General features: G+C 57.9%; 16 protein-coding genes, 1 tRNA gene and 1 pseudogene. 7 read left to right on the forward strand and 11 right to left on the reverse strand.

The features are described 5' to 3' along the window. Positions 1-48: 48 nt before the first annotated feature. From topA to HMPREF3098_RS07220, 3 genes are all read left to right on the forward strand, one after another. Positions 49-3078, forward strand: coding sequence for a type I DNA topoisomerase (gene topA, locus HMPREF3098_RS07210; RefSeq protein WP_070434574.1), 3030 nt, complete (start codon positions 49-51; stop codon positions 3076-3078). A gap of 228 nt (positions 3079-3306) precedes the next feature. Further along, positions 3307-4458: an acyl-CoA dehydrogenase family protein gene (locus tag HMPREF3098_RS07215; protein ID WP_070434575.1), complete on the forward strand. Its 1152-nt coding sequence runs from the start codon at positions 3307-3309 to the stop codon at positions 4456-4458. A 19-nt stretch (positions 4459-4477) separates the two neighbouring features. Continuing rightward, positions 4478-5404, forward strand: coding sequence for a CoA transferase (locus HMPREF3098_RS07220; protein ID WP_083284298.1), 927 nt, complete (start codon positions 4478-4480; stop codon positions 5402-5404). Positions 5405-5470: 66 nt separating this feature from the next. Here the strand turns inward: HMPREF3098_RS07220 and HMPREF3098_RS07225 are convergent, their stop codons facing one another. Beyond that, positions 5471-6997 (reverse strand): adenylate/guanylate cyclase domain-containing protein, encoded by a 1527-nt coding sequence (locus HMPREF3098_RS07225; RefSeq protein WP_035113524.1) that lies wholly within the window; start codon positions 6995-6997, stop codon positions 5471-5473. Positions 6998-7162: 165 nt separating this feature from the next. Here HMPREF3098_RS07225 and HMPREF3098_RS07230 point away from each other — a divergent pair, with 165 nt between their 5' ends. Together HMPREF3098_RS07230 and HMPREF3098_RS07235 are read left to right on the forward strand one after the other, a co-directional pair. Beyond that, the gene (locus HMPREF3098_RS07230; protein WP_070434576.1) at positions 7163-8359 is read left to right on the forward strand and encodes a DNA polymerase III subunit delta'; all 1197 of its coding nucleotides are present in this window, start codon (positions 7163-7165) and stop codon (positions 8357-8359) included. 293 nt (positions 8360-8652) lie between these two features. After that, positions 8653-8728, forward strand: a tRNA-Thr gene (locus HMPREF3098_RS07235). A 232-nt stretch (positions 8729-8960) separates the two neighbouring features. Here HMPREF3098_RS07235 and HMPREF3098_RS12085 read toward each other — a convergent pair. From HMPREF3098_RS12085 to HMPREF3098_RS07260, 7 genes and pseudogenes are all read right to left on the reverse strand, one after another. Continuing rightward, positions 8961-9770: pseudogene (locus tag HMPREF3098_RS12085) on the reverse strand (DDE-type integrase/transposase/recombinase); the annotation flags it as partial. 109 nt (positions 9771-9879) lie between these two features. Then, entirely contained in the window at positions 9880-10515 is a 636-nt protein-coding gene (locus HMPREF3098_RS07245; RefSeq protein ID WP_141739704.1) for an integrase core domain-containing protein, read from the reverse strand. Between the two features lie 294 nt (positions 10516-10809). Next, positions 10810-11337: a hypothetical protein gene (locus tag HMPREF3098_RS11345; protein WP_141739705.1), complete on the reverse strand. Its 528-nt coding sequence runs from the start codon at positions 11335-11337 to the stop codon at positions 10810-10812. A gap of 54 nt (positions 11338-11391) precedes the next feature. Further along, positions 11392-12528: a hypothetical protein gene (locus HMPREF3098_RS11350; protein ID WP_141739706.1), complete on the reverse strand. Its 1137-nt coding sequence runs from the start codon at positions 12526-12528 to the stop codon at positions 11392-11394. Continuing rightward, the gene (locus tag HMPREF3098_RS07250; protein ID WP_246815881.1) at positions 12521-13270 is read right to left on the reverse strand and encodes an ATP-binding cassette domain-containing protein; all 750 of its coding nucleotides are present in this window, start codon (positions 13268-13270) and stop codon (positions 12521-12523) included. Before HMPREF3098_RS07250 ends, HMPREF3098_RS11350 begins: the two co-directional genes overlap by 8 nt. A 538-nt stretch (positions 13271-13808) precedes the next feature. Then, entirely contained in the window at positions 13809-14126 is a 318-nt protein-coding gene (locus tag HMPREF3098_RS07255) for a recombinase family protein (RefSeq protein ID WP_256364849.1), read from the reverse strand. 12 nt (positions 14127-14138) lie between these two features. Continuing rightward, a complete protein-coding gene (locus tag HMPREF3098_RS07260) occupies positions 14139-15854 on the reverse strand; it encodes a glycerol-3-phosphate dehydrogenase/oxidase (RefSeq protein ID WP_070434578.1) in 1716 nt (571 codons plus the stop codon). Between the two features lie 36 nt (positions 15855-15890). Between HMPREF3098_RS07260 and HMPREF3098_RS07265 the strand changes: the two genes are divergently transcribed. Next, on the forward strand, positions 15891-17600 hold the full coding sequence (locus tag HMPREF3098_RS07265) for an FAD-binding oxidoreductase (RefSeq protein ID WP_371440966.1): 1710 nt from the start codon (positions 15891-15893) through the stop codon (positions 17598-17600). 83 nt (positions 17601-17683) lie between these two features. Then, positions 17684-18682, forward strand: coding sequence for a diacylglycerol kinase (locus HMPREF3098_RS07270; RefSeq protein ID WP_070434580.1), 999 nt, complete (start codon positions 17684-17686; stop codon positions 18680-18682). Between the two features lie 124 nt (positions 18683-18806). Here the strand turns inward: HMPREF3098_RS07270 and HMPREF3098_RS07275 are convergent, their stop codons facing one another. From HMPREF3098_RS07275 to HMPREF3098_RS07285, 3 genes are all read right to left on the reverse strand, one after another. Then, positions 18807-19118, reverse strand: coding sequence for a hypothetical protein (locus HMPREF3098_RS07275; RefSeq protein WP_070434581.1), 312 nt, complete (start codon positions 19116-19118; stop codon positions 18807-18809). Between the two features lie 87 nt (positions 19119-19205). After that, the gene (locus HMPREF3098_RS07280) at positions 19206-20822 is read right to left on the reverse strand and encodes an SDR family oxidoreductase (protein WP_083284300.1); all 1617 of its coding nucleotides are present in this window, start codon (positions 20820-20822) and stop codon (positions 19206-19208) included. A gap of 136 nt (positions 20823-20958) precedes the next feature. Next, positions 20959-23181, reverse strand: a complete 2223-nt coding sequence (locus HMPREF3098_RS07285; RefSeq protein WP_246815882.1) for an acyl-CoA dehydrogenase family protein — start codon at positions 23179-23181, stop codon at positions 20959-20961. Positions 23182-23229: the final 48 nt, after the last annotated feature.

Consider the following 23229-nt stretch of genomic DNA (forward strand, 5'->3'; position numbering starts at 1 on the left):
AACCCTGCCCCTGTGATTCGGTGAAGTTAGGAAGTGTGAGCAACACTAATGGCTAAGGACGATCTCAAGCGTCTGGTGATTGTGGAGTCTGCGACGAAGGCTCGCAAGATCGCTCCCTATCTGGGCCCCAATTACATCGTCGAAGCTTCTGTTGGACACATCCGCGATCTTCCCCGGGGTGCCGCCGATGTCCCGGCCAAGTATAAGAAAGAGCCGTGGGCGCGCCTGGGCGTCAATGTCAACAACGATTTCGAACCTCTCTACGTTGTCAGCGCCGATAAGAAGAAGAAGGTTTCCGACCTCAAGAGCAAGCTGAAGCAGGTTGACGAACTGTACTTGGCTACCGACCCCGACCGTGAGGGCGAGGCCATTGCCTGGCACCTGCTGGAGGTACTAAAGCCTAAGGTTCCGGTACGCCGCATGGTGTTTCACGAGATCACGAAGCCGGCCATTTTGGCTGCGGCGCAAGATACCCGCGAGTTGGATCAGGATCTGGTTGAAGCTCAGGAAGCCCGTCGCGTGCTGGATCGTTTGTACGGCTACGAGGTTTCCCCGGTGCTGTGGAAAAAGGTTATGCCACGCCTATCCGCAGGTCGTGTGCAGTCGGTGGCTACCCGGGTCATTGTCGAGCGCGAGCGCGAGCGCATGGCATTTGTCTCCGCTGAGTATTGGGATCTTGCAGCTCAATTGATCCTGCAGGCCGGCGGGCTGGACGGTGAACCCGATCATTTCGAAGCCCGCTTGGCTACCGTTGGTGGAAAGCGCGTCGCCCAAGGTCGCGATTTCGCAGACGACGGCACGTTGAAGTCTGATGCGGTCATCCTGGATGGTGGTTCCGCCACGGCGCTGGCCGAGGACCTCACTGGTTCTGATCTGCAGGTGCGCGGGGTAGAGGAAAAGCCCTACACCCGCCGCCCGTACCCACCGTTTATGACCTCGACCCTGCAACAGGAGGCCGCGCGTAAGCTGCGCTTCACTTCGGAGCGCACCATGCGAATTGCGCAACGTCTGTACGAAAACGGACACATTACCTATATGCGTACGGACTCCACCACGTTGAGTCAGTCCGGTATGCAAGCCGCTCGCGCCCAGGCTAAGGAGTTGTACGGCGCGAAGTTCGTCGCAGATGCACCACGTCAATACAACCGCAAGGTCAAGAACTCCCAGGAAGCCCACGAGGCGATTCGTCCGGCCGGTGAGACTTTCGCCACCCCGGGGCAGCTGTCGGGGCAACTCGATGCCGAGGAATACAAGCTGTACGAGCTGATTTGGCAGCGCACTGTGGCTTCGCAGATGGCCGACGCCAAGGGCATGTCGATGAAGGTGACGGTAGCAGGTTCGTCGTCCAAGGCCACAGACATCCCCGGCGTGGATACGCAAGATGTGGAATTCACGGCGACGGGTCGTACGTTGACCTTTCCTGGATTCTTGAAGGCATATGTGGAGTTCAGCTCCACGGGTGATGGCAAGGACGTGGCCGATAATGCCGAAAAGCGCCTGCCTGTCATGTCGCAGGGTGATGCTCTGAAAGCTCGTGAGGTTTCCGCCGAGGGTCACACCACTAACCCTCCGGCGCGGTACAACGAGGCGTCGTTGGTGAAAAGGATGGAAGAGCTGGGTATCGGCCGTCCTTCGACGTATGCCTCCATCATCCGCACCATCCAAGATCGTGGTTATGTGCTGCCACGTGGCAATGCGCTGGTTCCGTCGTGGGTGGCATTCGCCGTGGTGGGCCTTCTGGAGCAGAATTTTGGGTCCCTGGTGGATTACGACTTCACCTCGGCGATGGAAGACGAGTTGGATGCCATCGCCGAAGGCCGCACGGATCGCGCAAGTTGGTTGCGAGGGTTCTACTTCGGCGACGAATCACGCGATAAGGATTCGCCCTCATCTGCCATCCCGCGCCAGGGCGGTTTGCAGCATATCGTGGGTGATAACTTGGAGCAGATTGATGCTCGTCGCGTGAACTCACTGCACCTTTTCGACGACGCCGAGGGGAACCCGATTGTGGTTCGCGTGGGCCGTTATGGCCCCTACCTGGAGCGCGTGAAGCCAGTTCCCGCGGGCGCGCCGGAAGGCACGGAGCCGGAAGTTCAGCGGGCTAACTTACCGGAATCTATGACTCCCGACGGGTTGACATTGGGGGTTGCGGAGAAGCTGTTCGCCACCCCGCAAGGCGGCCGTGAGTTGGGCGTTAACCCTGAATCCGGGCGTACGATCGTGGCGCGCGAGGGGCGCTACGGTCCTTATGTCACCGAGCTGCTGGGGGAAGACGAGGAAGCCCAGGCTGTGACGAAGGCCGAAGCGCAGTGGGAAGCCGAGCGGGATGAGCAAGACCGCGAGCGCGAGGCCGAGGGTAAAAGGCCGCTCTCCCGTGAGACGAAGACCGCTCAAAACCAGAAAGCTAAGCGTGTTAAGGAGCTGGTGGAGGCATCACTGAAGCCCAAGACCGCTTCGCTGTTCTCCGATATGGAACCGGCAACCGTCACGCTGGATGAAGCATTGAAGCTGATGAGTTTGCCACGCGAAGTCGGCGTGGACCCCTCGGATGGGGAACTGATCACCGCGCAAAACGGGCGGTTCGGCCCGTACCTGAAAAAGGGTAGCGACTCGCGTTCCCTAGACAAGGAAGAGCAGATCTTCACCGTCACGTTGGATGAAGCTCGTCGTATCTATGCCGAGCCAAAGCGACGTGGACGGGCAGCAGCCAAGCCTCCGCTGAAGCAGCTCGGCGACAACGACGTCTCGGGCAAGCCGATGAGCGTGAAGGAAGGCCGATTCGGTGCTTATGTTACGGACGGCACGACCAATGCTTCCCTGCGTAAGGGCGATACGCCGGAGACGATGACGGACGCGCGCGCGAATGAGCTGCTCAGCGAGCGTCGCGCGAAGATGGATGCGGAAGGCACGGCCCCGGCGAAGTCCGCGCGTAAGTCTGCGAAGAAGACCACGAAGAAGACGGCGAAAACCGGGACGAAGAAGGTCGCTAAAAAGGCTGTAACGAAGTCAACAGGAAAGAAAGCCACGAAGAAAGCGCCCCCAACATTGACGAAACGGACCGTTAAGCGCTCTCGCTAGGCAGTCGGCTCCCGACGTGGCACGGGGCGCTTCGGAAGCGGGATGGTGCGGTCTCCCGCATGGATTCGCGCAGTGTGGCTGATTGCGGCACGAATGGGTGTAGCAGTAGTGGGGTACTGACGCGCCGTCGTGTGCCGGGGCAATTTACTGAAACCGGCTGCGGGTGTCGCGGACGGGAACTAGTGTTGCCTGCAAAATAACGTTTGCAGCTTCATGAGGTGTTGCCCAATGTCTTTTATCACTGACTACCGCTCGCCCTGGATGACGGACGAACTGGAAAGTCTTGCAGTACTTACGCGGGAATTCTTTAACCGGGAATCCGTGCCGCACTTCGAAAAATGGGCCCGCAACCAACAAGTTGATCGGGATTTGTGGACCAAAGCAGGAAGCGCCGGCCTGTTGTGTTTGTCCGTGCCGGAGGAATTCGGTGGCGGTGGGGGTAGCTTCGCCCACGAAGCCGTTGTGCAGTACGAGCAGGCGTACGTGGGCGATTCCTCGTTCGGAAACTTTGTGCATTCGGGCATCGTGGCTCCGTACTTCACGAATTACGCCACGGAAGAGCAAAAGAAGCGTTGGTTGCCCAAGCTAGCTTCGGGCGAGTACGTGGGCGCTATTGCTATGACGGAACCCGGTACGGGCTCTGATCTGCAAGCGATCAAAACGACTGCGAAACGCGATGGGGATGACTACGTCATCAACGGTTCAAAAACCTTCATCACGAATGGATCGCACGCGGATCTCATTATCGTTGTATGCCGTACGGGAGGGGCCGGGCATGCCGGGATCTCCCTCATCGCAATTGAGACCAAGGACTTGGAAGGTTTCAGCCGGGGTCGCGTGCTCAACAAGATTGGTATGAAGGGCCAAGATACGCGTGAACTTTTCTTCCAAGATATGCGAGTTCCCGCCGGTAACCTGCTGGGCGAAGAGGGGCAGGGCTTCATCTACCTCATGCAGCAGCTTCCGCAAGAGCGGCTTTCCATCGCAATCGGGGCAATCGCGGCTGCGGAGGCCGCTATTCAGCAAACGATTGAATACACCAAGCAGCGCGATGCTTTTGGGAAGCCCGTGTTTTCCTTCCAGAACACCCGTTTTGAGCTGGCGGAATGCGCTACGGAAGCCCTGGCAGTGCGAACCTTCGTGGATCACTGTATTCAGCAGCATGTGGCTGGCAAGCTGGATCCCGCCACCGCATCGGCCGTGAAGTGCTTGGCCACCGACAAGCAGGTGGAGATCATTGACCGTTGCTTGCAGCTCTTCGGTGGCTACGGTTACATGCTTGAGTATCCCATTGCCCGGGCGTACGCCGATGCTCGCGTGCAGAAAATCTACGGCGGCACCAACGAGATTATGAAGGAACTCATCTCCAGGGACCTGTAGGCGTCGGGAAGAAAAGAATATGACTACACAGCGAGAAGAACAGACTGCCGGTACGACTGCAGCAGGCACGGCAGCACCGCGGGCGGGGGAGGGTTTGGCGTTTACAGTCGTGAGCTTGGCGCCGAACCTGCCAGGGCCTTTAGCTGCTCGACGCCTGGCTGAACTCGGCGGTGATGTGACCAAGGTGGAGGCGCCGTCCGGGGATCCGATGGCGCAGTACTGTCCGCAGTATTACGAGGAAATGACGCAAACGCAGTCCGTAGTTGCCCTGAATTTGAAGGATTCGAAGGGGATGACGGCACTGCAGGAGCTACTGGTGGATGCCGACATCTTGCTGACTTCCCAGCGTCCTGCGGCCCTGGAACGCATGGGCTTGGGGTGGGAAGACCTGCATGCACGCTTCCCCCGGCTGAGCCAGGTGGCGATCGTGGGGCATGCCGGGGAGGATGCCGATGTGGCCGGGCACGACCTGACGTATCAAGCGGATGCGGGGACCTTGAGCCGGGACGTAGAAGGGAACCCAATCATGCCGCGGATTCCCGTGGCGGATATGGCTGGGTCGGAACGCGCGGTGGTCGAGGCAATGGCCGCACTATACGAAACCCACATCACCGGTGAGGGCACGTACCGGGAGGTGGCCCTGGCCGGGATGGCGGAAGTCTTCGGTGAACCCGCCCGCTTCGGGTTGATGACGGACGGGTTGCTGGGTGGCTCGTTGCCACAGTATTCGCTGTACCCGGCGGCGGAGGGATGGGTGGCCGTGGCGCTGTTGGAACCGCACTTTGTGAATGGGTTCATGCAGGCGGTCGCGGCGGATGAGCTAGCGAGTGAGCTGAGGGATGTCTCGGCGCAGACCCTAGCGGATTTGTTCGCCACCAAGCCCGCGCAGTGGTGGGAAGCTTGGGCGCGGAAGCACGGGCTGCCCATCTCAGCAGTGAAGGGTTAATTGCCGTGAATAGCGATGCTATGTGAACGGCTAGGCACCGCACACAAAAGGCACCTGCAGGGAAAGCTAGGTACCCTCAGCCATCGTTTCGCGTAGCGGGCGGGCCAGCTGTGTCATCTCTCGGCGCCCGCGTAGCTCTACGGACTTCATGAGCGTCCATCGGCGCTGCTCGGCCTCATTAGCGGTGCGCAGGGTGGCAGCACTGGTGAGCACGCGGCCGGGGGTTTCCTTAGCCAGGTCAGTAATTCGAGCGGCTTGATTCACGGCGTCGCCAATAACGGTGTACTCAAAGCGGTCACGAGCGCCGATGTGACCTGCAACGACAGACCCGGCAGCCACGCCAATGCCCGCTTCGAATTCCAATCCGCGAAGTTGCTGTTGTAGTTCGCGAGCCGCGGCGAGGGCATGGCCCGCCGAGTCCTCCAGGGGGAAAGGAGCGCCGAATACGGCCAGAGCCGCATCGCCTTCGAACTTGTTGATGATGCCCTTGTTCGAGTGGATGACATCAACCACACGATCGAAGAAGCCGTTGAGGGCCTTCACGACGTGTTCTGGGGAGCGCTGCGCGGCAAAGCCAGTGGAGCCGATGACATCGACGAAAAGGACGGCTACCTGCCGGGCCTCTCCGCCCAGTTCGGGTTTCTCCTCGAGGGCGCGCCGGGCGACCTCCGTGCCCACGTAACGGCCGAACAGGTCGCTGACGCGCTGGCGTTCGCGCAGACCGCGCATCATCTCGTTGAAACCGGCCTGGAGCACGCCGATTTCTGAAGAATCGTAGATGCGGACGGTGGTATCCACGGACCCGCGGCGCACGCGGTTAATGGCATACTGCAACTCGCGGATGGGGTCTGCCACAGCCATCGCAAACAGGAACGTGCCCGAAAAGCCGCTGAGCAAAGTGGTGATACCAAGTGCCAACAGGGCTGGCAGCAGTTCATCGCCATCGACGGGGAAGAAACCGCGGGCTTGCCCGAAGATCAGCAGCATCATGCCCACGACGGGAACGGCGGAGGTCATCAGCCACGTCATCATGAGGCGCCGTGACAGCGGGGCGGGGCGGGATTGCTCCAATGTGCCGCGCTGGAGAGCGCGCGCAGCAATGGGCCGGACCAGGCGCTCGGCGACCATGTAGGTGACCAGGCCGACCATGAATCCGCCGAATGTTGAGGTCACGGCCACTGTGATTGCCCACTCGGGCGAATACCTCGCGGCCACCACGGTGAACAGGATTACTCCGATGAACCACAACACAGCACCGGTGATCGTTTGCAGGAAAGGGATGCGCAGGACAAGATTACGCATCATGTTCGGGTCGTAGGCCGTGGGATTGCGCTGCCACCGTAAAACAGGCGCGAAGAACACAAGGGTTGTGATCACGCCCGCAACAACCGCCAGTGCAAAGTACAGCGCATACAAGGTGGCGGTCGTGGGGTCCAACTTCATCAGGTTCCGGGCCGCGGGCAGCGGAATCAGGAAGCGGAGGAACGTGGCCACACCCAATGCGCCGATGACGTTAGTAAACAAAATCATCGCTGCGTACAAGGGCCAGGAGGTTCCCCAGGCCCAGGACAGGTAGCGAATGAATTGTTTCATGCTTAACAGAGTAATGGTTGTGCACCAGCCTGCACCAAAGGTTGTGCGAAGGGGTGGGAAGTGATTCGTGGAACGTCGGTGGCAGGGGGCGTGCCGGAGCACGGTAATTGCGCCAGCGTCCGTTGTCTGCGGCGGTGTCGGAACCCGTGACTACACTGGGTAGTCATGACGAGCAACGACGGTGTCTTCGCCACCATCACCGCCCCGGACGTGCGTGAACAGCTGCATCAGGCTGTGGTGGATCCGCAGGCGTTGACTCATTCGTGGTTGTTTACCGGACCGCCGGGTTCGGGCCGGTCCATTGCGGCGAAGGCATTCGCGGCCGCCTTGGTGTGCCCGAACAATGGGTGTGGGCAGTGCGAGCAGTGCCGGATGGTGAATGCGGGCACCCATCCGGATGTGATTTGGGTGAGTACGGACGGGGTGTGGATCCACGCCGATAAGGTTCGTGAGGTCATTTCGGATGCTGCGAAGCTCCCCACGGTGGGTCGTCGCCGTGTGATTGTGGTGGAGCACGCTGATCGGCTCAACGCCGCGGGTTCCAATTCACTGTTGAAGTCTGTCGAGGAACCCCCGGCAAGCACGTTCTTTGTCCTGTGCGCGCCCTCTACTGACCCAACGGATATCTCTATTACCTTGCGGTCGCGCTGCCGCCACGTCTACATCCCTACGCCGTCGCCGGAGGCTGTGGAGGGGGTTCTTTTATCCGACGCCACCTTGGACCTCACTCTAAAACAAGCTCGGTGGGCCGCGGGTGTTTCCGGTGGGCATATCGGCAGGGCCCGTCATCTAGCAAGGGATGAGAAAGCCCGGGCGAAGCGCGCGGCGGCGCTGAAAGTGCCCCAGTTGGTTTATGAGCCCGCGAAACTATATCGCTATGTAGGAGAGCTGGTGGCGAAAGCTCAGGAGGAGGCTGAGAGCCTCATGGCAGACCGCGACCAGCGCGAGCGTGAGGACCTCGAGGATGCATATGGGGTGGGGGCCAAAGGAAAAGGGGCCGCGAAAGCACAGAGAGGGTCTGCGGGTGCGGTCGCGGAGCTGGAGCGCAAGCAGAAAATGCGCCGCACCCGTCAATCGGGTGAAAGCTTGGATCTGGCGCTCATCGACATCGCGGGTTTGTACCGCGATGCGATGATGCTGGCCACGGATGCGGTGGCTGGCGATGAACCTGTGGGTGGGTTCCAACACCCGGACATGGCGGCCACGGCGCGCGAATTAGCGCGTCGGAACTCTGCGGCCGCGTTGGTGAGATGCATTGATGCTGTGACGGAGTGCCGGCAGCGATTGCTATCGAATGTGAAGCCGGAGCTGGCTTTGATGGCACTCGCGGGGCGCTTGCAGCAGTGCTGTGGGGTCGTCTAGCGGAATAGCTGTGCGGGGTGGTTTGGCTGAGCAGCCGTCCAGAGTTGCTTGGCTGGGCAGCTGCGTGGGGTGGCTTGGCTGAGTCAATCTGGGGGAGGGGGCACTGTGATGCCGCGATCACGGCCGTGCGGTGAGCGCTCGAGGAGGTCGAATGTGCAGGAGTGGGGGAAAGCCACCATCGGTTTTGTTCGTATGAACCACATCCGCTAGGATTACGCTTCGTACCTGAAGTTCTATCAGGATCGCGAGCGCCCTCAGTGCTCAGCCGTCCGCCATTAGAACTGCTTGTATGCGCCGCTTTAGCTCAGTCGGCAGAGCGTTTCACTCGTAATGAAAAGGTCGCGAGTTCGATTCTCGCAAGCGGCTCCATGTGATCAGTCGGGACATAGTTGACATCGTAAGTCGCGACATGGTTATTTTGCGTCGCAGGGTTAGAACACTGTTCTAGCTCTGCGGCGTTTGTGTTTGAGTGGGGCGGGTGTTCTTGACCAGGTTGGGTTGGTAGCGACGGCCGGTGTCGATGCTGTGTTCGACGATGATTTCGCCGGTGTCGGCGTTCGGTGTTGTACCAGTGACGGAATGTGTCTAGTTGTTGTTGCAGTTCAGGAATGGCTTCTGCAGGGGTTTGTGCGCGGATCCATTTTTTCCAGGTTTGGTGGAATCGTTCTATCTTCCTTTGGGTTTGTGGGTGAGCGACCCGGCCGTCTTTCTGTTTGATGCTGTGGTGTTCAAGGAAATTTTCGAAGGCGGTTTTTCCTCCCTTGGCGCCAGCTAGTCGAGCCGTGAATATGAGGCCGTTGTCGGTGAGAGTGGATTGGGGTAGGCCGTAGGTGTCGGTGATGGTGTGCATGGCGGTGGTGACGGTGGGGCCGTACACCCTGGGGTGAGCAACGAGATAGAGCAGGTAGCGGGAGTGATCGTCGAGGAAGTCAAGGACATCGATGGCTTTGCCGTTGCGGAGTCGGATGTAGGTGACATCGGCCTGCCAGCATTCGTTGGGCAGGGTCGCTTCGAAGCGTCGTAGGGATGTTTTAGGTCGTTTGGTTGGCTGCGGGGTCACCATCCCTTGTTGAGTCAGGATGCGACGGATGGTGGATTCGGCAGGGGCATGGATTCCGCGTTGGGTTAGGACCGAGGCGATTGTTTCGGGGCCGTTGTCTGCGCCTTTGGCGGTGAGTTCTGGGCGGATTGCGATGATGTTTTTGATGGTCGCGTCGGTGGTTTTGTTGGGTGTGGATCGTGGCGCGGTGGATTGTGGCAGTACCGCATCAGGTCCGCCGGCGTGGTAGCGCTTAATGAGGGTATAGATCCATTGCCGGGAGCGTTTGAAGTGGCGGGCTGCTTGGCTCACGCTCATATGTTGGTCGGTGACGGCTTTAACGATCGCGAGGTTGGGGTTGTCGTAGCTCATGGCCAATTATTGCTGGCTGAATGTGTCAACTATGTCGCGACTTATCTGTCAACCATCACCGGGGCCGCGGACTGGGGTTGGAGTGGTCTAGTTATTAGGATCGTCTGACTTAAGCGTCAATAACGAACTTCTGACTAGCCGCAAACTGCGCCGGACTGCGATACCCCAACGAGGAATGCGGATAAAAACTTCTGTTCCTATACGACCACGACTCCGCCGCTAAGCGGGCATCATCAACCCCATCAAAAAGATTCTCTTCCAACAACTCATCACGCATCCGATTGTCAAACGACTCCACAAACCCGTTACACCACGGCTGACCAGGCGGAATAAACGCCCTCACAGCACCGACCTCACCAGACCACCTGGCTAAGGCACGAGAAATGAACTCCGGCCCATTATCCATCCGCAACACGTCAGGACAGCCCCGCTCCGCCACAGCAACATCAACCAACTCAATGACATCGTTGGCAGTCACCGTACCCCCCAGAGTAAACCTGACATGCTCACGAGTGAACTCATCAACAATGTTGCAGATCTTGATTGCCCGACCCCGCCAGTCGGAATCAAACTGGAAATCCAGCGCCCACACATGCCCAGAATGATCAGCTTTGACCTGCTGCTCAGGACTGATCGTCGTCTTTAGCCGTTTACCCTTGCGCCCCATATTCCCGCTGTCAGCGGTGGAATGTGGCCTCACTGATCCCGACTTCACGGCATGCTTGGCTGATGGTGGCTCCACCATCAGCGCAGTGTGGCGATGTGTTCAAGCTTGGCCACGATCTGCTCGGGTGTATTTTTCGAAAACTTCTTCACGTGTCTATCTTTCCAACCCCTTGTGGGGCTTTGTGTTGGACACTCAACATGGTCCGAAAAACCCGGAGCACTCCACCAGGCTACACAGCCTGCGTCATCGCGGAACTCCTATACGATTCAGACACGATAATCATTCTTCTAGGCCCGCCTTCAAGCAATTCAAGCTAACTATCATATATCCATGCCACAGTCCTATATAGAAAGATGAGGACAATCTCACCAACTAACTTGTGCTGCGCTTAAACTTTCGCAAAGACACAACGCTTACAAAAAATAACAACCCGCTTAATAGCAACGCTATATAACTCGAAGGCGTATCGAGAGCAAACATGACATGCCGCCAAGGAGTTGATGATAAGGATGGCCAAAGAGCCGTTTGTAAGACAAGCTGCAATACAAGCACCAAAGCAAGCGTATCTACATTCATAAATCTTCCTGCGAAAACAGAAATACCCATGAGCAAGGTAGACACGTAAGCAAACCTAAGGCTACTGATCCCTGATAAAGAGAATAGCCAGGGGATAGACCACAATATAACCAAAACCAGCGTATCGATGAATGGCCAGGTTCGTGAAACTTGAGCCTCCAACCTAGAAATCTGATTTCTAAACAAAAGAGCCGGTAAAGTGGCATAAGAAAAAGAACACAAGGTACCAATATTTACGCCAGCGGCACCATTGAGCCAAGGGATATTTAATAACCATCCCTCACAAGCGACAAGAACAATACCTATGCAAAAAACGATTATCAACGCAGGAGTTACCCTATGGCCACGACAGTACAAGGAAACATATGGTTTCATGGATTAGCTACCGACCCCGCATGTAGACTGCTCGATACGCCGAACGACATCTTCTAGGGTAACTGGTCGGTTAGGATCCCAAGGAAGCCCGCTAAGCACTGCTCCGATATCCCTTGCTGGCACTCCACATATTTTAGCGTTCAAACGAGTCAATTCCGCCGATCCGGCTTGATCCACAAACTCACCAACCACACCTTCCAGTGTAGGTTGACTACTTAGACTCAGATGTTCTTGTGAAAACTCCCCCCACATAACGGGATTTTCCGAAAACCGCTTCCATTCAGTAGGCGATATTTTAGTAAAAGCATCTCGCGCACGAACATTAAGAGAAATATTCTCAACGGGAACTTCGGGCCACACACAAACCTTGGGTGAACAGACAATCTGGTAAGGATCTCTTTGAGCAAGGCCAAACTCTGTAAGCTGCTGACTCAAAGCGATTGACCCCGTGAGAGACAGTAAGCCTAAGGCAAGAATTGAGATGTACAATTTACTACGATGCTTGAACAGTGCAGCAGCTCCAACCATGATCAGTGATATACCCACAATCGCCACAGCGGCTGTGCCAATTGCCTTCAGATCCAATGTAGAATCTAAAGAACAGCACGCTAAAAAGTCACCAGTCATATGCCTCAAGAGACCCGGAGAGGTACTAGGGACAACTGCGTACCAAGCGTACGCAAATACGGCAGCTACACACACCGATATCAGCGGTTTGAATGAAAACCCAAGTGCACTTCCAATAAGCGTCCAGCAAATGCCGACAATAAATGAGTAGGCCAACACCAACCAAGAAGACAAAGAACTAAACAGGTCAATATTAGTGCTCTGTGAGATATTTGCTAAAAGATAACCCGCAGGGAAAATCAGCGACCAGGCAAATATCCGGTTAATGTAAACACGAACCACAGATTTTCGCCCTAATTGCGCAATACTTTGAAACCGTGACGATTCCCATGCCATTGCCGCAGACACGGCAGGCGCAAGCACGAAAAATACCAGAGTAGACTGAGCAATGATCGACTCATGGTAAAAAGTCTTGCCTAGTTCTGAAATAGGAACCGCGCTAAGCGCAACCCCGATGAAGCAAATCCACGCCGAAGGACGATGTAGCCAGTGCTTGACACCAAATTTAGGCACCAATGTCGGGTCCCCTCCGTACAAAAGAGCGTGAGAGAATATGCGCTGGGGAATTTTCCGATTCTGAAGCTAGTTGCACGAAGTCTTGTCTCGAACCGTCAAAATATAGCTTCCCTTTATCGAGAACAATGACGCGCTCAAAAGGCTTCTGCAACTCACCTGCATCGTGCGTTGAGACAACCAGATTATGCCCCTTATCGACGATGCGTTGATACACCTCAGTCATATGCTCCTTGTTAAGGGGATCCAGCGCAGCGCTTGGCTCATCCAATAGAAGCGTTTGAGCCCCAGAGTTCAACGCAGTGGCGATTGCCAATCTAGAACGCTCTCCACCACTAAGACTTTCACATCGTTGGCCAGCCACTCTTGATAGGTCCACAAAATCTAACCAATCTAGACTTTGCTTCTTTGCGAGTTGGCTGTCCTGCCCAAACAACCATGCGACATAAGCACAGTATTCAGCAGAGGTAAAGCCGATAATAGGCTTAAAGGACTGCTCGACTACAGATATTGACCCTTTTCGACGGATGACTCCATCTCGCTGAGAAGACTCCGATGCAAGAACAGAGAATAATGTAGACTTTCCTGCCCCATTAGCCCCTAACAGAAGCACGGGACGAGCATCTATCATCAGCTTAGGGATATCCAGTATTATCCGTTTAGAGCGCTGTACTTTTAAAGCTTTGACCTGTATGGCCACTACCATACAAACTTCATCCATCGGATAGTCAGCGAATTCCATGAGAAAGTGTGGATATCGGCATGGTAGTTGCCTGAGGCTTGACGTCCCCACCCACCACGGTCCCAGCCTCCATAGCACCTATTGAGTGCACGCGAACCCAAGTCAGGATCCGGCCTTCCAGAAAGGTTTCGACGTAGGGTCATCTCAACTTTTCCAGGGGATCCATGTGGCTGATTCAAACAGGTCGCTGCTGTGATCTCCGTATTATATCCATCGATATTTCGGTCAAGCCACCCACGCGTTTGATAGCCATCACGAACCCCAGTAACACTGGTTTCGAAACTTCCTTCAGCATTCGCCGGAGCAGCAAATGCTTGAACTGCCAGTACTGCAAATAGCACTGATGTAATCTTTTTCTTCACAGTGTTTTCTCTTTCATTAATTAGGGCGACAGAAACATCGAACTAGTTTTCTGCAAGTAATCTCAAGACCTGTGAATCGGAAATCCTAGATTGATATCATCATAGATCGCACATCGCAGAAATATACTCTCTTTTTCTATTTTACCCCCCTTTGCCCCCATTTACTTATTAAATTTTTAGCTTTCATAGTTTTTCAAATATTTATGGAGAGTCGTCCTTCCCGCCCCGAGACGCCGCGCAACCCCTGCCTTCGGCACACCAGCATCCACCCACTCGTGCGCTTGCGCGACTTGCTCGTCAGTCAGCGCGCGAGCGCGTCCCTTATACACGCCGCGCTCTTTCGCCCGGGCAATTCCTTCTGCCTGACGCTCCCTAATAATCGAACGCTCAAATGCCGCCACCAAGCCGAGCAATCCCAACATCAGTTCAGCGATCGGGGTGGAGTCTTTCGAATCTCGCGAGCGGCTCCAAAATAACCCGTCACCAGCAGTAATGCGGTGGCGGGTTTATTTCAATCCTGCTGCTGCAAGCGCCTCCCGCGCTACCGGTTCCGCCGCCGCGCGATCTGCCGGCACCAACCCGATCCGCGTGCGGCGATCCAAGATATCGGAAACCGTCCGCGCGCCCTCATGTGTCACTGCGAAACTCAGACGGCCACGTGTGACCGCCAGCCCCGGAACCACTGGTTCATCGGGGCGCGCAATCGAGCTGCCCTGATCCGTATCGCTGTTCGTTTCCGCGGTAGCTGCCGCGCCCATCGATTCATCGGTCACCGTGAGCTTTCCGGGCTGTTCGGGCCGCGCAGGTGCGCCAATCAGCGGTGTCTCCTTCGTCACGCAAGGACCAATATTGGCCTTCGTGATCAGCCCCTCCACCAGCACTCGATCCACCGTCTGCTCGGCCATCAGGCGATACTCCGTTAGCTTGCCACCGGTCACAGTCACCATCGGTCCACGCATGAGGATCGCGTGCTCGCGCGACAGGTCCGCCGTGTGCTGTTCACCGTTCGCAGTGTTTTCTTGGTTCGACGCCACCTTGCCCGGCTCCGCAATCTCCACCAGCGGGCGCAGCCCCGCGAACGTGCCAATCACTTCATCTGCGGTCAGGTCCACCAGCAGCGCCTGGTTCACCACGTCCAGAATCCACTGCACATCTTCCTCAGGTGCCGTGGGGACATCCTCCAGCTGGGCCTGCTCATCGGTCAGGCCGATGTAGCAGCGCCCCAGCTGGGTGGGCAGGATAAAGCAGAAGCGATTGGTCGCGCCGGGTACAGGCACAGTCAGCGCGCCTTCGGGGTTCCCCAGCTTCTCAGCGGCAACGACTAAATGGGTTCCGCGGGACGGCGTGACCTTCACCGTCTCATCCAAATCCCCGGCCCACACACCGGTGGCGTTCACCACCGCGGAGGCGTTCACAGTAAGAACTTCACCCTCTACGTTGAGGTGGACGGCAGCATTCCCGCCAGCTGAATTAACCGAGCCGTTACCGCGCAGATCATCCACGGATTCCACCCGGCAGTGCGTCAACACATCAGCCCCGAAACCCCCAGCCGTACGCGCGAGCGCGGTGACCAAGGCGGCGTCATCAATAAGTTGACCATCATAATTGAGGTAGCCGAACTTCACATTGCGACGATCGACGGCGGGACATAGCTCCGCAACGCGCCGAGCCGAAATCGTCCGGGAACGGGGGAGTGTCTTGCCTGACGTGCCGGCAGCAATACGTAACGCATCGCCAGCGATAAATCCCATGCGGGGCAGCACATTATTCAATGCGGAGAACTTCGACATCACGGGAACTACTTGCCCCAGGGCACGAGTGAGGTGCGGGGCTGTGACCTCCATGAGGATGCCGCGCTCGGCGGCGCTGCGCCGCGCGATCCCAACGTTTCCGCTGGCCAGGTACCGCAAGCCGCCATGCGCCAGCTTCGAAGACCAGCGCGAGGTGCCGAATGCCAAGTCTTCTTTGTCCACGAGCAGCACGCTTAAACCGCGCGTGGCTGCATCGAGTGCCACGCCCGCGCCGGTCACACCCGCCCCCACTACTACGAGGTCATAGGAGGCTGGTTCGCCCGTCTTCCCAGCGCTCAATTTCTCGATCAACGCTGCGTGTCGCTGTGGTGACAGGGTTGCTCCGGCGTAGTCGAAAGAAACGTCGCGGGAGCTCCCGTTGCCCCGTGTGGTCTGGTTTGCCAGAGATGTGGCATTGGCAATGCGATTCATAATCTTTAACGTACTCCAATCAGTAAACTGGCGAGCATGAGTCACAACCAGAAGGCCGATCAGGTCCCTAATCCCGCCGTCAACCGCGCACCGCACAGCTCGCTGCCGGTACCTCCGATGATGTTCAACCTCTGGGGTACGGAGGATGAAGCCAAGCCCCTCAACGCTTCGATCAAAAAGATGCTCGGCAAGTTGTTGGGCGTCGATGGTTCTTTACCTCGACGCCCCGCTGTTGACATTCGCCTGTCTGCCCCTCGCACTACCGAGGCGGACTGCACTGCAATGGCAGAAATTGTCGGTGAGGCCTTCGTCTCTTCCGATGACGAACAGCGCATGCCCCGTGCCCGTGGCAAGAGCTACCTTGACCTGCTGGATTGGCGGATCGATGGCGAAGTCGATGCACCTGACCTAGTTGTGGCCCCCGCCACCGATGAGGAAGTGCTCCGCATCCTCGAGTTCTGCACCCAAGAAAAGATCGCCGTTGTGCCCTTTGGTGGCGGCACCTCAGTCGTTGGTGGCCTGAATCCAGTGGACGGCGGCCACCGCGCGGTCATCAGTCTGGATTTGGCGCGCTTCGATCAGCTGGAAGACGTGGATCCAGTTTCGGGGCTGGCGACCTTGGGGGCAGGTCTGTCCGGCCCACACGCGGAAATGCTGTTGAGTGAAGAGGGATTACAGCTGGGCCACTTCCCGCAATCCTTCCCGTATGCGACCATCGGTGGTTTCGCTGCTACCCGCAGCTCTGGGCAAAACTCCGCGGGTTACGGCCGATTTGACGATATGGTGCGTTCGATGACCGTGGTCACCCCAAAGGGCATCATCGAGGTAGGGCAGGCATCCCCCGCTACTGCGGCTGGTCCTGCGCTGAAGCAATTGTTCCTAGGATCCGAGGGCACATTGGGCATCATCACCAAGGTGCGGGTGCGGGTGCATCCCATCCCTCAGACGAAACTGTATGAGGCCTTCAGCTTCCCCACCTTCATCGACGGTGTGAATGCCCTGCGTGATGTGGAGCAAACCGGTGCGGGCCCAACCGTTTTGCGCTTGTCGGACGAAATCGAATCCAGCGTGAACCTCACTAGTACCGACAACATTGGAGAGCAGGATGAATCCCAGCACACAGGGTGCCTGGCGTTGACTGTTTATGAGGGCACTACGCAGCACGCGCAATCCCGCCATGCTGAAACCCGCGCCATCATGTTGGCCCACGGTGGTGTTTCCCTGGGCGAGGGGCCAGCGCGCAAGTGGGAACAGGGCCGTTTTGGTGCGCCCGTGTTGCGCGATTCCCTTATCGATGCCGGTGCGCTGTGCGAGACCCTCGAAACCGCGACCGACTGGTCCAACGTGCCCCGCGTGAAGAAGGCTGTGGGTAATGCGTTGTCCCGCGCGCTGGTGGCGGATGGTTCACCTGCCCTGATTATGTGCCACGTTTCGCACGTGTACGCCGAGGGCTGCTCCTTGTACTTCACCGTTGTTGCAGATGCGGGCGAGAACCCAGAGAGGCGCTGGAAGAAGGCGAAAACGGCGGCGTCGGAGGCAATGGCAACCCACAACGCCACCGTGACTCACCACCACGCGGTGGGTACTGACCACCTGCCGTGGATGGGGCTGGAAATCGGCGAACTGGGAATTGCGGCGCTACAAGCGGTGAAGCGCGAACTGGATCCTGCAGGGATCTTGAACCCTGGAAAAACCTATGCGCTGACTCCGGAACAAGCGGCACGGGACGCGAAGCGCGAGCTTTAGTCCTTGAGCCTCGGAAAACAGATCGTCCTCCCGATGGGCGACCAAGCACGCGCCACCACGTGGCCCGAAGAAATGAGGAACGCATGTCCCTGATTCATCACTCTGATGGACCATTCGAGGTTGGCACCGCCACGATCAAGCGTGTTGCGCTGCTGACCAATCCCGCTGCCGGCAAGGGCAGTGCCAGTAACGCCGCAGAGAAAGCCAAACAGCGCCTCAACCAACTGGGCGTGGACGTGGTCTCCATTCAAGGATCTAGCCCCGAGGCTTCTCGCGAGCTCGCCGCCGCCATGATCGCCGATGAGCGCATCGATGCCCTCGTGGTGGCAGGCGGGGATGGGTTAATCGCGCTGGCGCTGCAGGAACAGGCCCAATCGGGCAAACCGTTGGGGATTATTCCCGCAGGCACGGGCAACGACCACGCCCGCGAATACGGCATTCCCACCGATCCGGTCAAGGCTGCGGAAGTCATCGCCCACGGCTTCTGGACCACCGCGGACTTGGGTGTAATGCGCGCATACCCCCAGGGCACGGATATTACCCAGCAGAAACTCGGCGAGCCCCACAGCACGTACTGGTTTGGCACTATCGCCTGCGCGGGGTTCGATTCCCTCGTTTCCGATCGGACTAACCAGATTAAGTGGCCGAAGGGACGCAGTCGGTACAATTTGGCGATCGTGCTGGAGTTCTTGAACTTCCACTCTATCCCCACCACGCTAGTGTTGGACGCAGGCGAAGATACCCAGCAGGTCATTGATACCCAAGCCACTTTATGTGCGATGGGTGTGACTCGCTCCTACGGTGGTGGCATGTATATCTGCCCCGATGCGAATCACCATGATGGCCTGTTGGATGTCACCGTTATGGGGCGCCTGTCGCGCACCAAGGCCGCGCTGAAATTCCGCAAGACTTTCACCGGCGATATTCGCGACGAGGAAGGCCTGGACATGTACCGCACCAAGCGGGCCCGCATCACTATGCCACACATCAACGGTTATGCGGACGGCGACAGATTCGCTCCTCTTCCCATGGAAGTTGAAGCCATCCAGGGCGCTGGCAAATTCCTCGTGCCCCGCCCCTAACGGTCCCACGAGCCTTTTGACTCCCTCACCCGGCGGCCCAAAACCGTGGCTACCCCTGGGGTCGTGGTCACTTCTTTTAACCGACGCCACCCCGGGCCCCCAGCCGCGGATGTGCAGTTGGGGGCTAATTATCTACGTCGACGATCGCCCGCTCCAGCTCAAGAGCTGGAGCGGGGCGTGCCGCGGCAGCTTGAGCTGCGACGATACCGCTGGTGCGCCCGCTGGAAGGATACTGCGGGGCGTAGCGCTGGCCCGGTTGACCGATGCTGAGGGCAGGGCTGCGGTAGACGGCGTCGGAATCAAAAGAAGCGCTAGCGGCGCCCGACTTACCACTGCCACCGGTCAGCGAGCGAACCAACGCCCCGGCCAACACAGGGGCATGGACCTGCGGGAATGTTAGGGCAGAGTTCTTTAGACGCGCGATGATGGGATTCATAACCGATAGTCTACCCAGCCGCCTCGGGTGAGGGTTTCGGCCAACCGCCCTCGGGTGAGTGTTTCGCCCAGCCGCCTCGGGTGAGTGTTAGCTCTTGTGTTCGGCAGCCTTGAGGATGTTTTTCACCATGACCGGGAATATGATGCGGTGAAAAGGCAACATCGCGCCCCAGTACAACCGGCCGGCCAAACCCTGAGGGTAGTACAGCGCACGTTGGGTGTACTTCGTCTCGCCGGTCGGGTGGCCATTGCTGTCTGTGGCGCCCGAAAGCTCGAAAATTAGCCACGCACGGCCGTCAAGTTTCATCTCAGCGCGCAGCACTAAGCGCTCCTGGGGGACAATCTTTTCCACACGCCACCAATCCACGCGATCATTTTCGCGCAGGTGAACAGGGTCACGACGACCGCCCAGCCCAGGTCCACCCGCAATTTTGTCCAGTAGGCCGCGGATCGTCCACAATGGACCGGCGGAATACCAGCCGCGGTCCCCGCCAATCCCCTCGATGACTTCCCACAGCTTATCCCGTTGAATGGAAGTAGTGGACGTTCGAATATCGGTGTATACGGTATGGCCGGACCACTCGGCATCCGTAGGCTGGGATTGCGCCACATCGCGTTGCGCTGGATCCACTAGGGCTGCCTTACGCCAGCTACCGTCCCACGATGTCTCGACGGTGCCGGTCTGCTCGCGATGTAAAGCCCTGCGAACTGATGTGGGGTAGTCCGCCAAGCCCCCGGCAGGATCGGGGATAAACTCGGCAATGTCATGTTCTGTCGTCACTGAGTCTTTCGCCATCGATTGTGCTAGCGGTACTGACAGGCCCAACGGAGCGGGCGTGACCAGTGCGATCCACATTCCGGAGAGGGTATCCATTGGTAGTGGGAGGGGCACAGCGCGGATGAAGCGCTTAAGGCCACGTTCCTTACCGTAGAGGCGAAGCAAGTCGGAGAATCTGTAACGGTGCCCACCGCCAAGATCGAAAGCGCGGTTGACGGGTTCGTCGAGATCTACCGAGGCAACCAGGTAGTACAGGGCATCTCGGATACTGATCGGCTCGATGAGATTATCAATCCACTTCGGTGCAACCATGATGGGAAGGCGTTCGGTGAGATGGCGAATCATTTCATACGACGCAGATCCGGAACCGATCAACGTTGCCGCCTGGAACACAATGCTCGGCACTGCGGAATCCAGCAGGATGCGCGCAACTTTCTCGCGAGAGCGCATGTGCTTACTCAGCTTTTCGGTGGGAATGTCCTTAGGGTGTAGCCCCGAAAGGTACGTGATCTGGCGTAATCCTGCGTTTTCCGCGGCGGTAGCGACATTACGGGCGGTCTCCTGCTCGACCTCCTCGAAGTCTTCACGGCTATCCCCCATAGAATGCACTAAATAAAACAGGCTGTCGGCGCCATCGCATAGGCGGGCGACATCAGCGGGGTCGCGCAGATCGGCTTCTACTGGTTCGATGTGTTCGAACCACGGGAAGCGTCGCAGGCTGGAGAGGTGGCGGGAAGTGGCGCGCACGCGGAAACCAGCGTGCAATAGTTCGGTGATCAAGCGCCCACCAACGTAACCGGTAGCGCCCGTGACGACAATGAGACGATCGGGGTGCTGTGCCGTGTAGTCGACTGTGTGGTTGTCATCCCGGCGGTTATGCGCGAGTTGGCCGTCTTTGGAGGGGTGATTGTTTTTGGGTGAGGTCATGGTGTCAAGGCTTTGGGTGAGGTCATGGTGTCAAGGCTACGGAAAAAAACTCCCCACCGTAGCTGACGGTGGGGAGTTCACGAGGGGAGAAGCTAGTACACAGGATCTCCTGTAACAGGGGATCTAACTGCGCTAGCTACCGATCCTCGGCCTCTTTCGTGCCCGATTGTCCTGCCGCCGGGCTGGTTTGGTACTTCGGCGTGAGGTTTTCCGGATTTTCCATCAACGTCACGTTGAGGATGTTGTCCGGGATACCGAACGCATCCACCAGCGGTTTGGACCATGGGCCGAGCGAATCCACCAGGTCATTTAAGGCTGCGCGTGCCGCCTTGGTGCGGGTGCCCGTGAGCAAATTCTGCTCTAAGTACCACGCGGCATTGGTCCGGATCATGTCAAGGAAGAATACGTGACGGACCTGCTCGAACACGCGACGAGCATCCTCGGATTCCACCTCGGACTCAGCTTCTAGCAGCGCCTCAAACAAAATGCGATCGACGTGTGCCCACGCGACCGAGATGAGGTGATCCTGCGCGCCGTCGACAACCTTCGCTGCCTCACTAATGTCCATCTTCTTCGCAGGACGAAGGCGTCGAGCCAGAGAAAGCATCAAACGATTTTCGCGCTCCTCGATCAGCTTGACCTGGAAGCTTGGGTCGAACAGGCTTGTTTCCTCGGTATCGGTGAAAGTATCCACGAGGTTCTGGATCAAAGCATCCGCGGCGGTCCGGCGGCGCAGCAGAGTGCTGAAGTTATCGAGCCCGAAACGCACCATTTCCATGGGGCGCAGGGAACCGACCTCACGGGCGAAACCGGTCATTAGCTCTTTTGCCGCCAGCTGCAGCATCACCACGTTGTCGCCCTCGAAGGTGGTGAAGATGTCCGAATCAGCCTTCAGCGTGGTCAATAAGTTTTCCGCCATGTAGCCTGCGCCACCGCAAGCTTCACGCATCTCCTGAATCGTATCTGTGGCATGCGCGGTGTTAGCAGCCTTTAGTGCAGCAGCGTGCGCCTCCACCTCACGCTGGTCGGACTGCTGTTCCTTGGTCATGTTCGTGGGGTCCAAGCCCAGCTGATCCAATTCGTGCACACGGGAGATCAGGTTGTTCGTCGCCAGCTGCAACGCATAGGCGCGAGCCACGCGCGGGATCAGGCGCAGACGGTGTTGGCGGTGCTCGATCAGGCGCTTTTCCGGCAGGGAATCATCCGCGGCGAACTGACGGCGAATGTTCGCGTAGTTCACACCAATACCCAATGCGGTGCGTGCCGCCGAGGCTGCAGCTGCACCTACCGTTACGCGGCCGCGAACCAGCGCACCCAGCATGGTGAAGAAACGACGGTTGGGATTCTCGATGGGGGAGGAGTAATTGCCTTCCGCGTCTACATCTGCGAAGCGGTTCAAAAGATTCTCGCGAGGAACCCGGTAATTGTCGAAGCTCAGCGTGCCATTGTCCACGCCCTTGAGGCCGCCCTTGTAACCGTGGTCGCCCAAGCGAACGCCCGCGATAGCGGAACCGTCATCTTCACGAATCCGGGCCACGATGCAGTGCACGCCGTGGGATTCCTCGACGCCTGGAGTGTACAGCTGGCAGAATACAGCTGCGAAGCGGCCGTCGCGTGCGGCATTGCCGATGTACCACTTCTCGGACGAGGCGGTGGGGGAGTTGATGATGAACTCTTGGGTCTCAGGATCGTAGGTCGCGGTAGTCTCCAGAGACTGCACGTCGGAGCCATGCCCGCGCTCGGTCATGGCGAAGCAACCCAGCGCGCGAAGTTCGATGAGGTCCTTAACCAGCTCTGCATGGCGCTCGGTGCCCAAGTTTCCAACGGCACCACCGAACAGACCCCATTGCACACCCGCCTTCACCATGAGGGACAGGTCGATGTGGCCGAGCATTTCAATGGATGTCAGGGTTTGGCCGGTTTCACCAGTTCCACCTTGGTCCGTGCGAAATGCGCCATGGGGCAGCTTAGACTCTAGAACCATCTGCAATTGGCCAGTGGTGTGAGCTCGCGAGCCTTCTAGATCCTGATCGTACACAGGCAGTGCGTCTGGGTTAGCGAGGACGTCCTGACGGATGCGCTCGCGCGCCTCGGGAAACTCACCATCGAGGACTTTCTGGATTTCCTTCGCGACGTGGTCCCGTAAGCTATCGCTGGGGGCGGAGTTCAGTGTGTCGGGGGCCGACTTGGAACGGCGGATATCTCGATTCCGAGCCTTCTTCTCCACCGAAGTGTCGTTATCCGTGACGTCGGTTTGGGTTCCTTCGGTCTGCGCCGTGGTGATGTTCTCTTCATCCGCGATGCTTCCATCGGTCAAGTTGGAAGCACCCAGGTCCTTAGGTTGAGAGTGTTGTGACATAACCCCACTGTACAAGCGTGTCTCTGGCGAAGTGGTTATTTTTAAATA

It is taken from the genome of Corynebacterium sp. HMSC28B08, from assembly GCF_001806865.1.
Lineage (GTDB): Bacteria > Actinomycetota > Actinomycetes > Mycobacteriales > Mycobacteriaceae > Corynebacterium > Corynebacterium auriscanis.

What these genes read in the sequence shown, in the direction of transcription:
- topA (WP_070434574.1), top strand. Translation starts at nt 49, where the DNA reads ATGGCTAAGGACGATCTCAAGCGTCTGGTGATTGTGGAGTCTGCGACG.
- HMPREF3098_RS07215 (WP_070434575.1), top strand. Translation starts at nt 3,307, where the DNA reads ATGTCTTTTATCACTGACTACCGCTCGCCCTGGATGACGGACGAACTG.
- HMPREF3098_RS07220 (WP_083284298.1), top strand. Translation starts at nt 4,478, where the DNA reads ATGACTACACAGCGAGAAGAACAGACTGCCGGTACGACTGCAGCAGGC.
- HMPREF3098_RS07225 (WP_035113524.1), bottom strand. Translation starts at nt 6,997, where the DNA reads ATGAAACAATTCATTCGCTACCTGTCCTGGGCCTGGGGAACCTCCTGG.
- HMPREF3098_RS07230 (WP_070434576.1), top strand. Translation starts at nt 7,163, where the DNA reads ATGACGAGCAACGACGGTGTCTTCGCCACCATCACCGCCCCGGACGTG.
- HMPREF3098_RS07245 (WP_141739704.1), bottom strand. Translation starts at nt 10,515, where the DNA reads ATGGTGGAGCCACCATCAGCCAAGCATGCCGTGAAGTCGGGATCAGTG.
- HMPREF3098_RS07250 (WP_246815881.1), bottom strand. Translation starts at nt 13,270, where the DNA reads ATGGAATTCGCTGACTATCCGATGGATGAAGTTTGTATGGTAGTGGCC.
- HMPREF3098_RS07260 (WP_070434578.1), bottom strand. Translation starts at nt 15,854, where the DNA reads ATGAATCGCATTGCCAATGCCACATCTCTGGCAAACCAGACCACACGG.
- HMPREF3098_RS07265 (WP_371440966.1), top strand. Translation starts at nt 15,891, where the DNA reads ATGAGTCACAACCAGAAGGCCGATCAGGTCCCTAATCCCGCCGTCAAC.
- HMPREF3098_RS07270 (WP_070434580.1), top strand. Translation starts at nt 17,684, where the DNA reads ATGTCCCTGATTCATCACTCTGATGGACCATTCGAGGTTGGCACCGCC.
- HMPREF3098_RS07275 (WP_070434581.1), bottom strand. Translation starts at nt 19,118, where the DNA reads ATGAATCCCATCATCGCGCGTCTAAAGAACTCTGCCCTAACATTCCCG.
- HMPREF3098_RS07280 (WP_083284300.1), bottom strand. Translation starts at nt 20,822, where the DNA reads ATGACCTCACCCAAAAACAATCACCCCTCCAAAGACGGCCAACTCGCG.
- HMPREF3098_RS07285 (WP_246815882.1), bottom strand. Translation starts at nt 23,181, where the DNA reads ATGTCACAACACTCTCAACCTAAGGACCTGGGTGCTTCCAACTTGACC.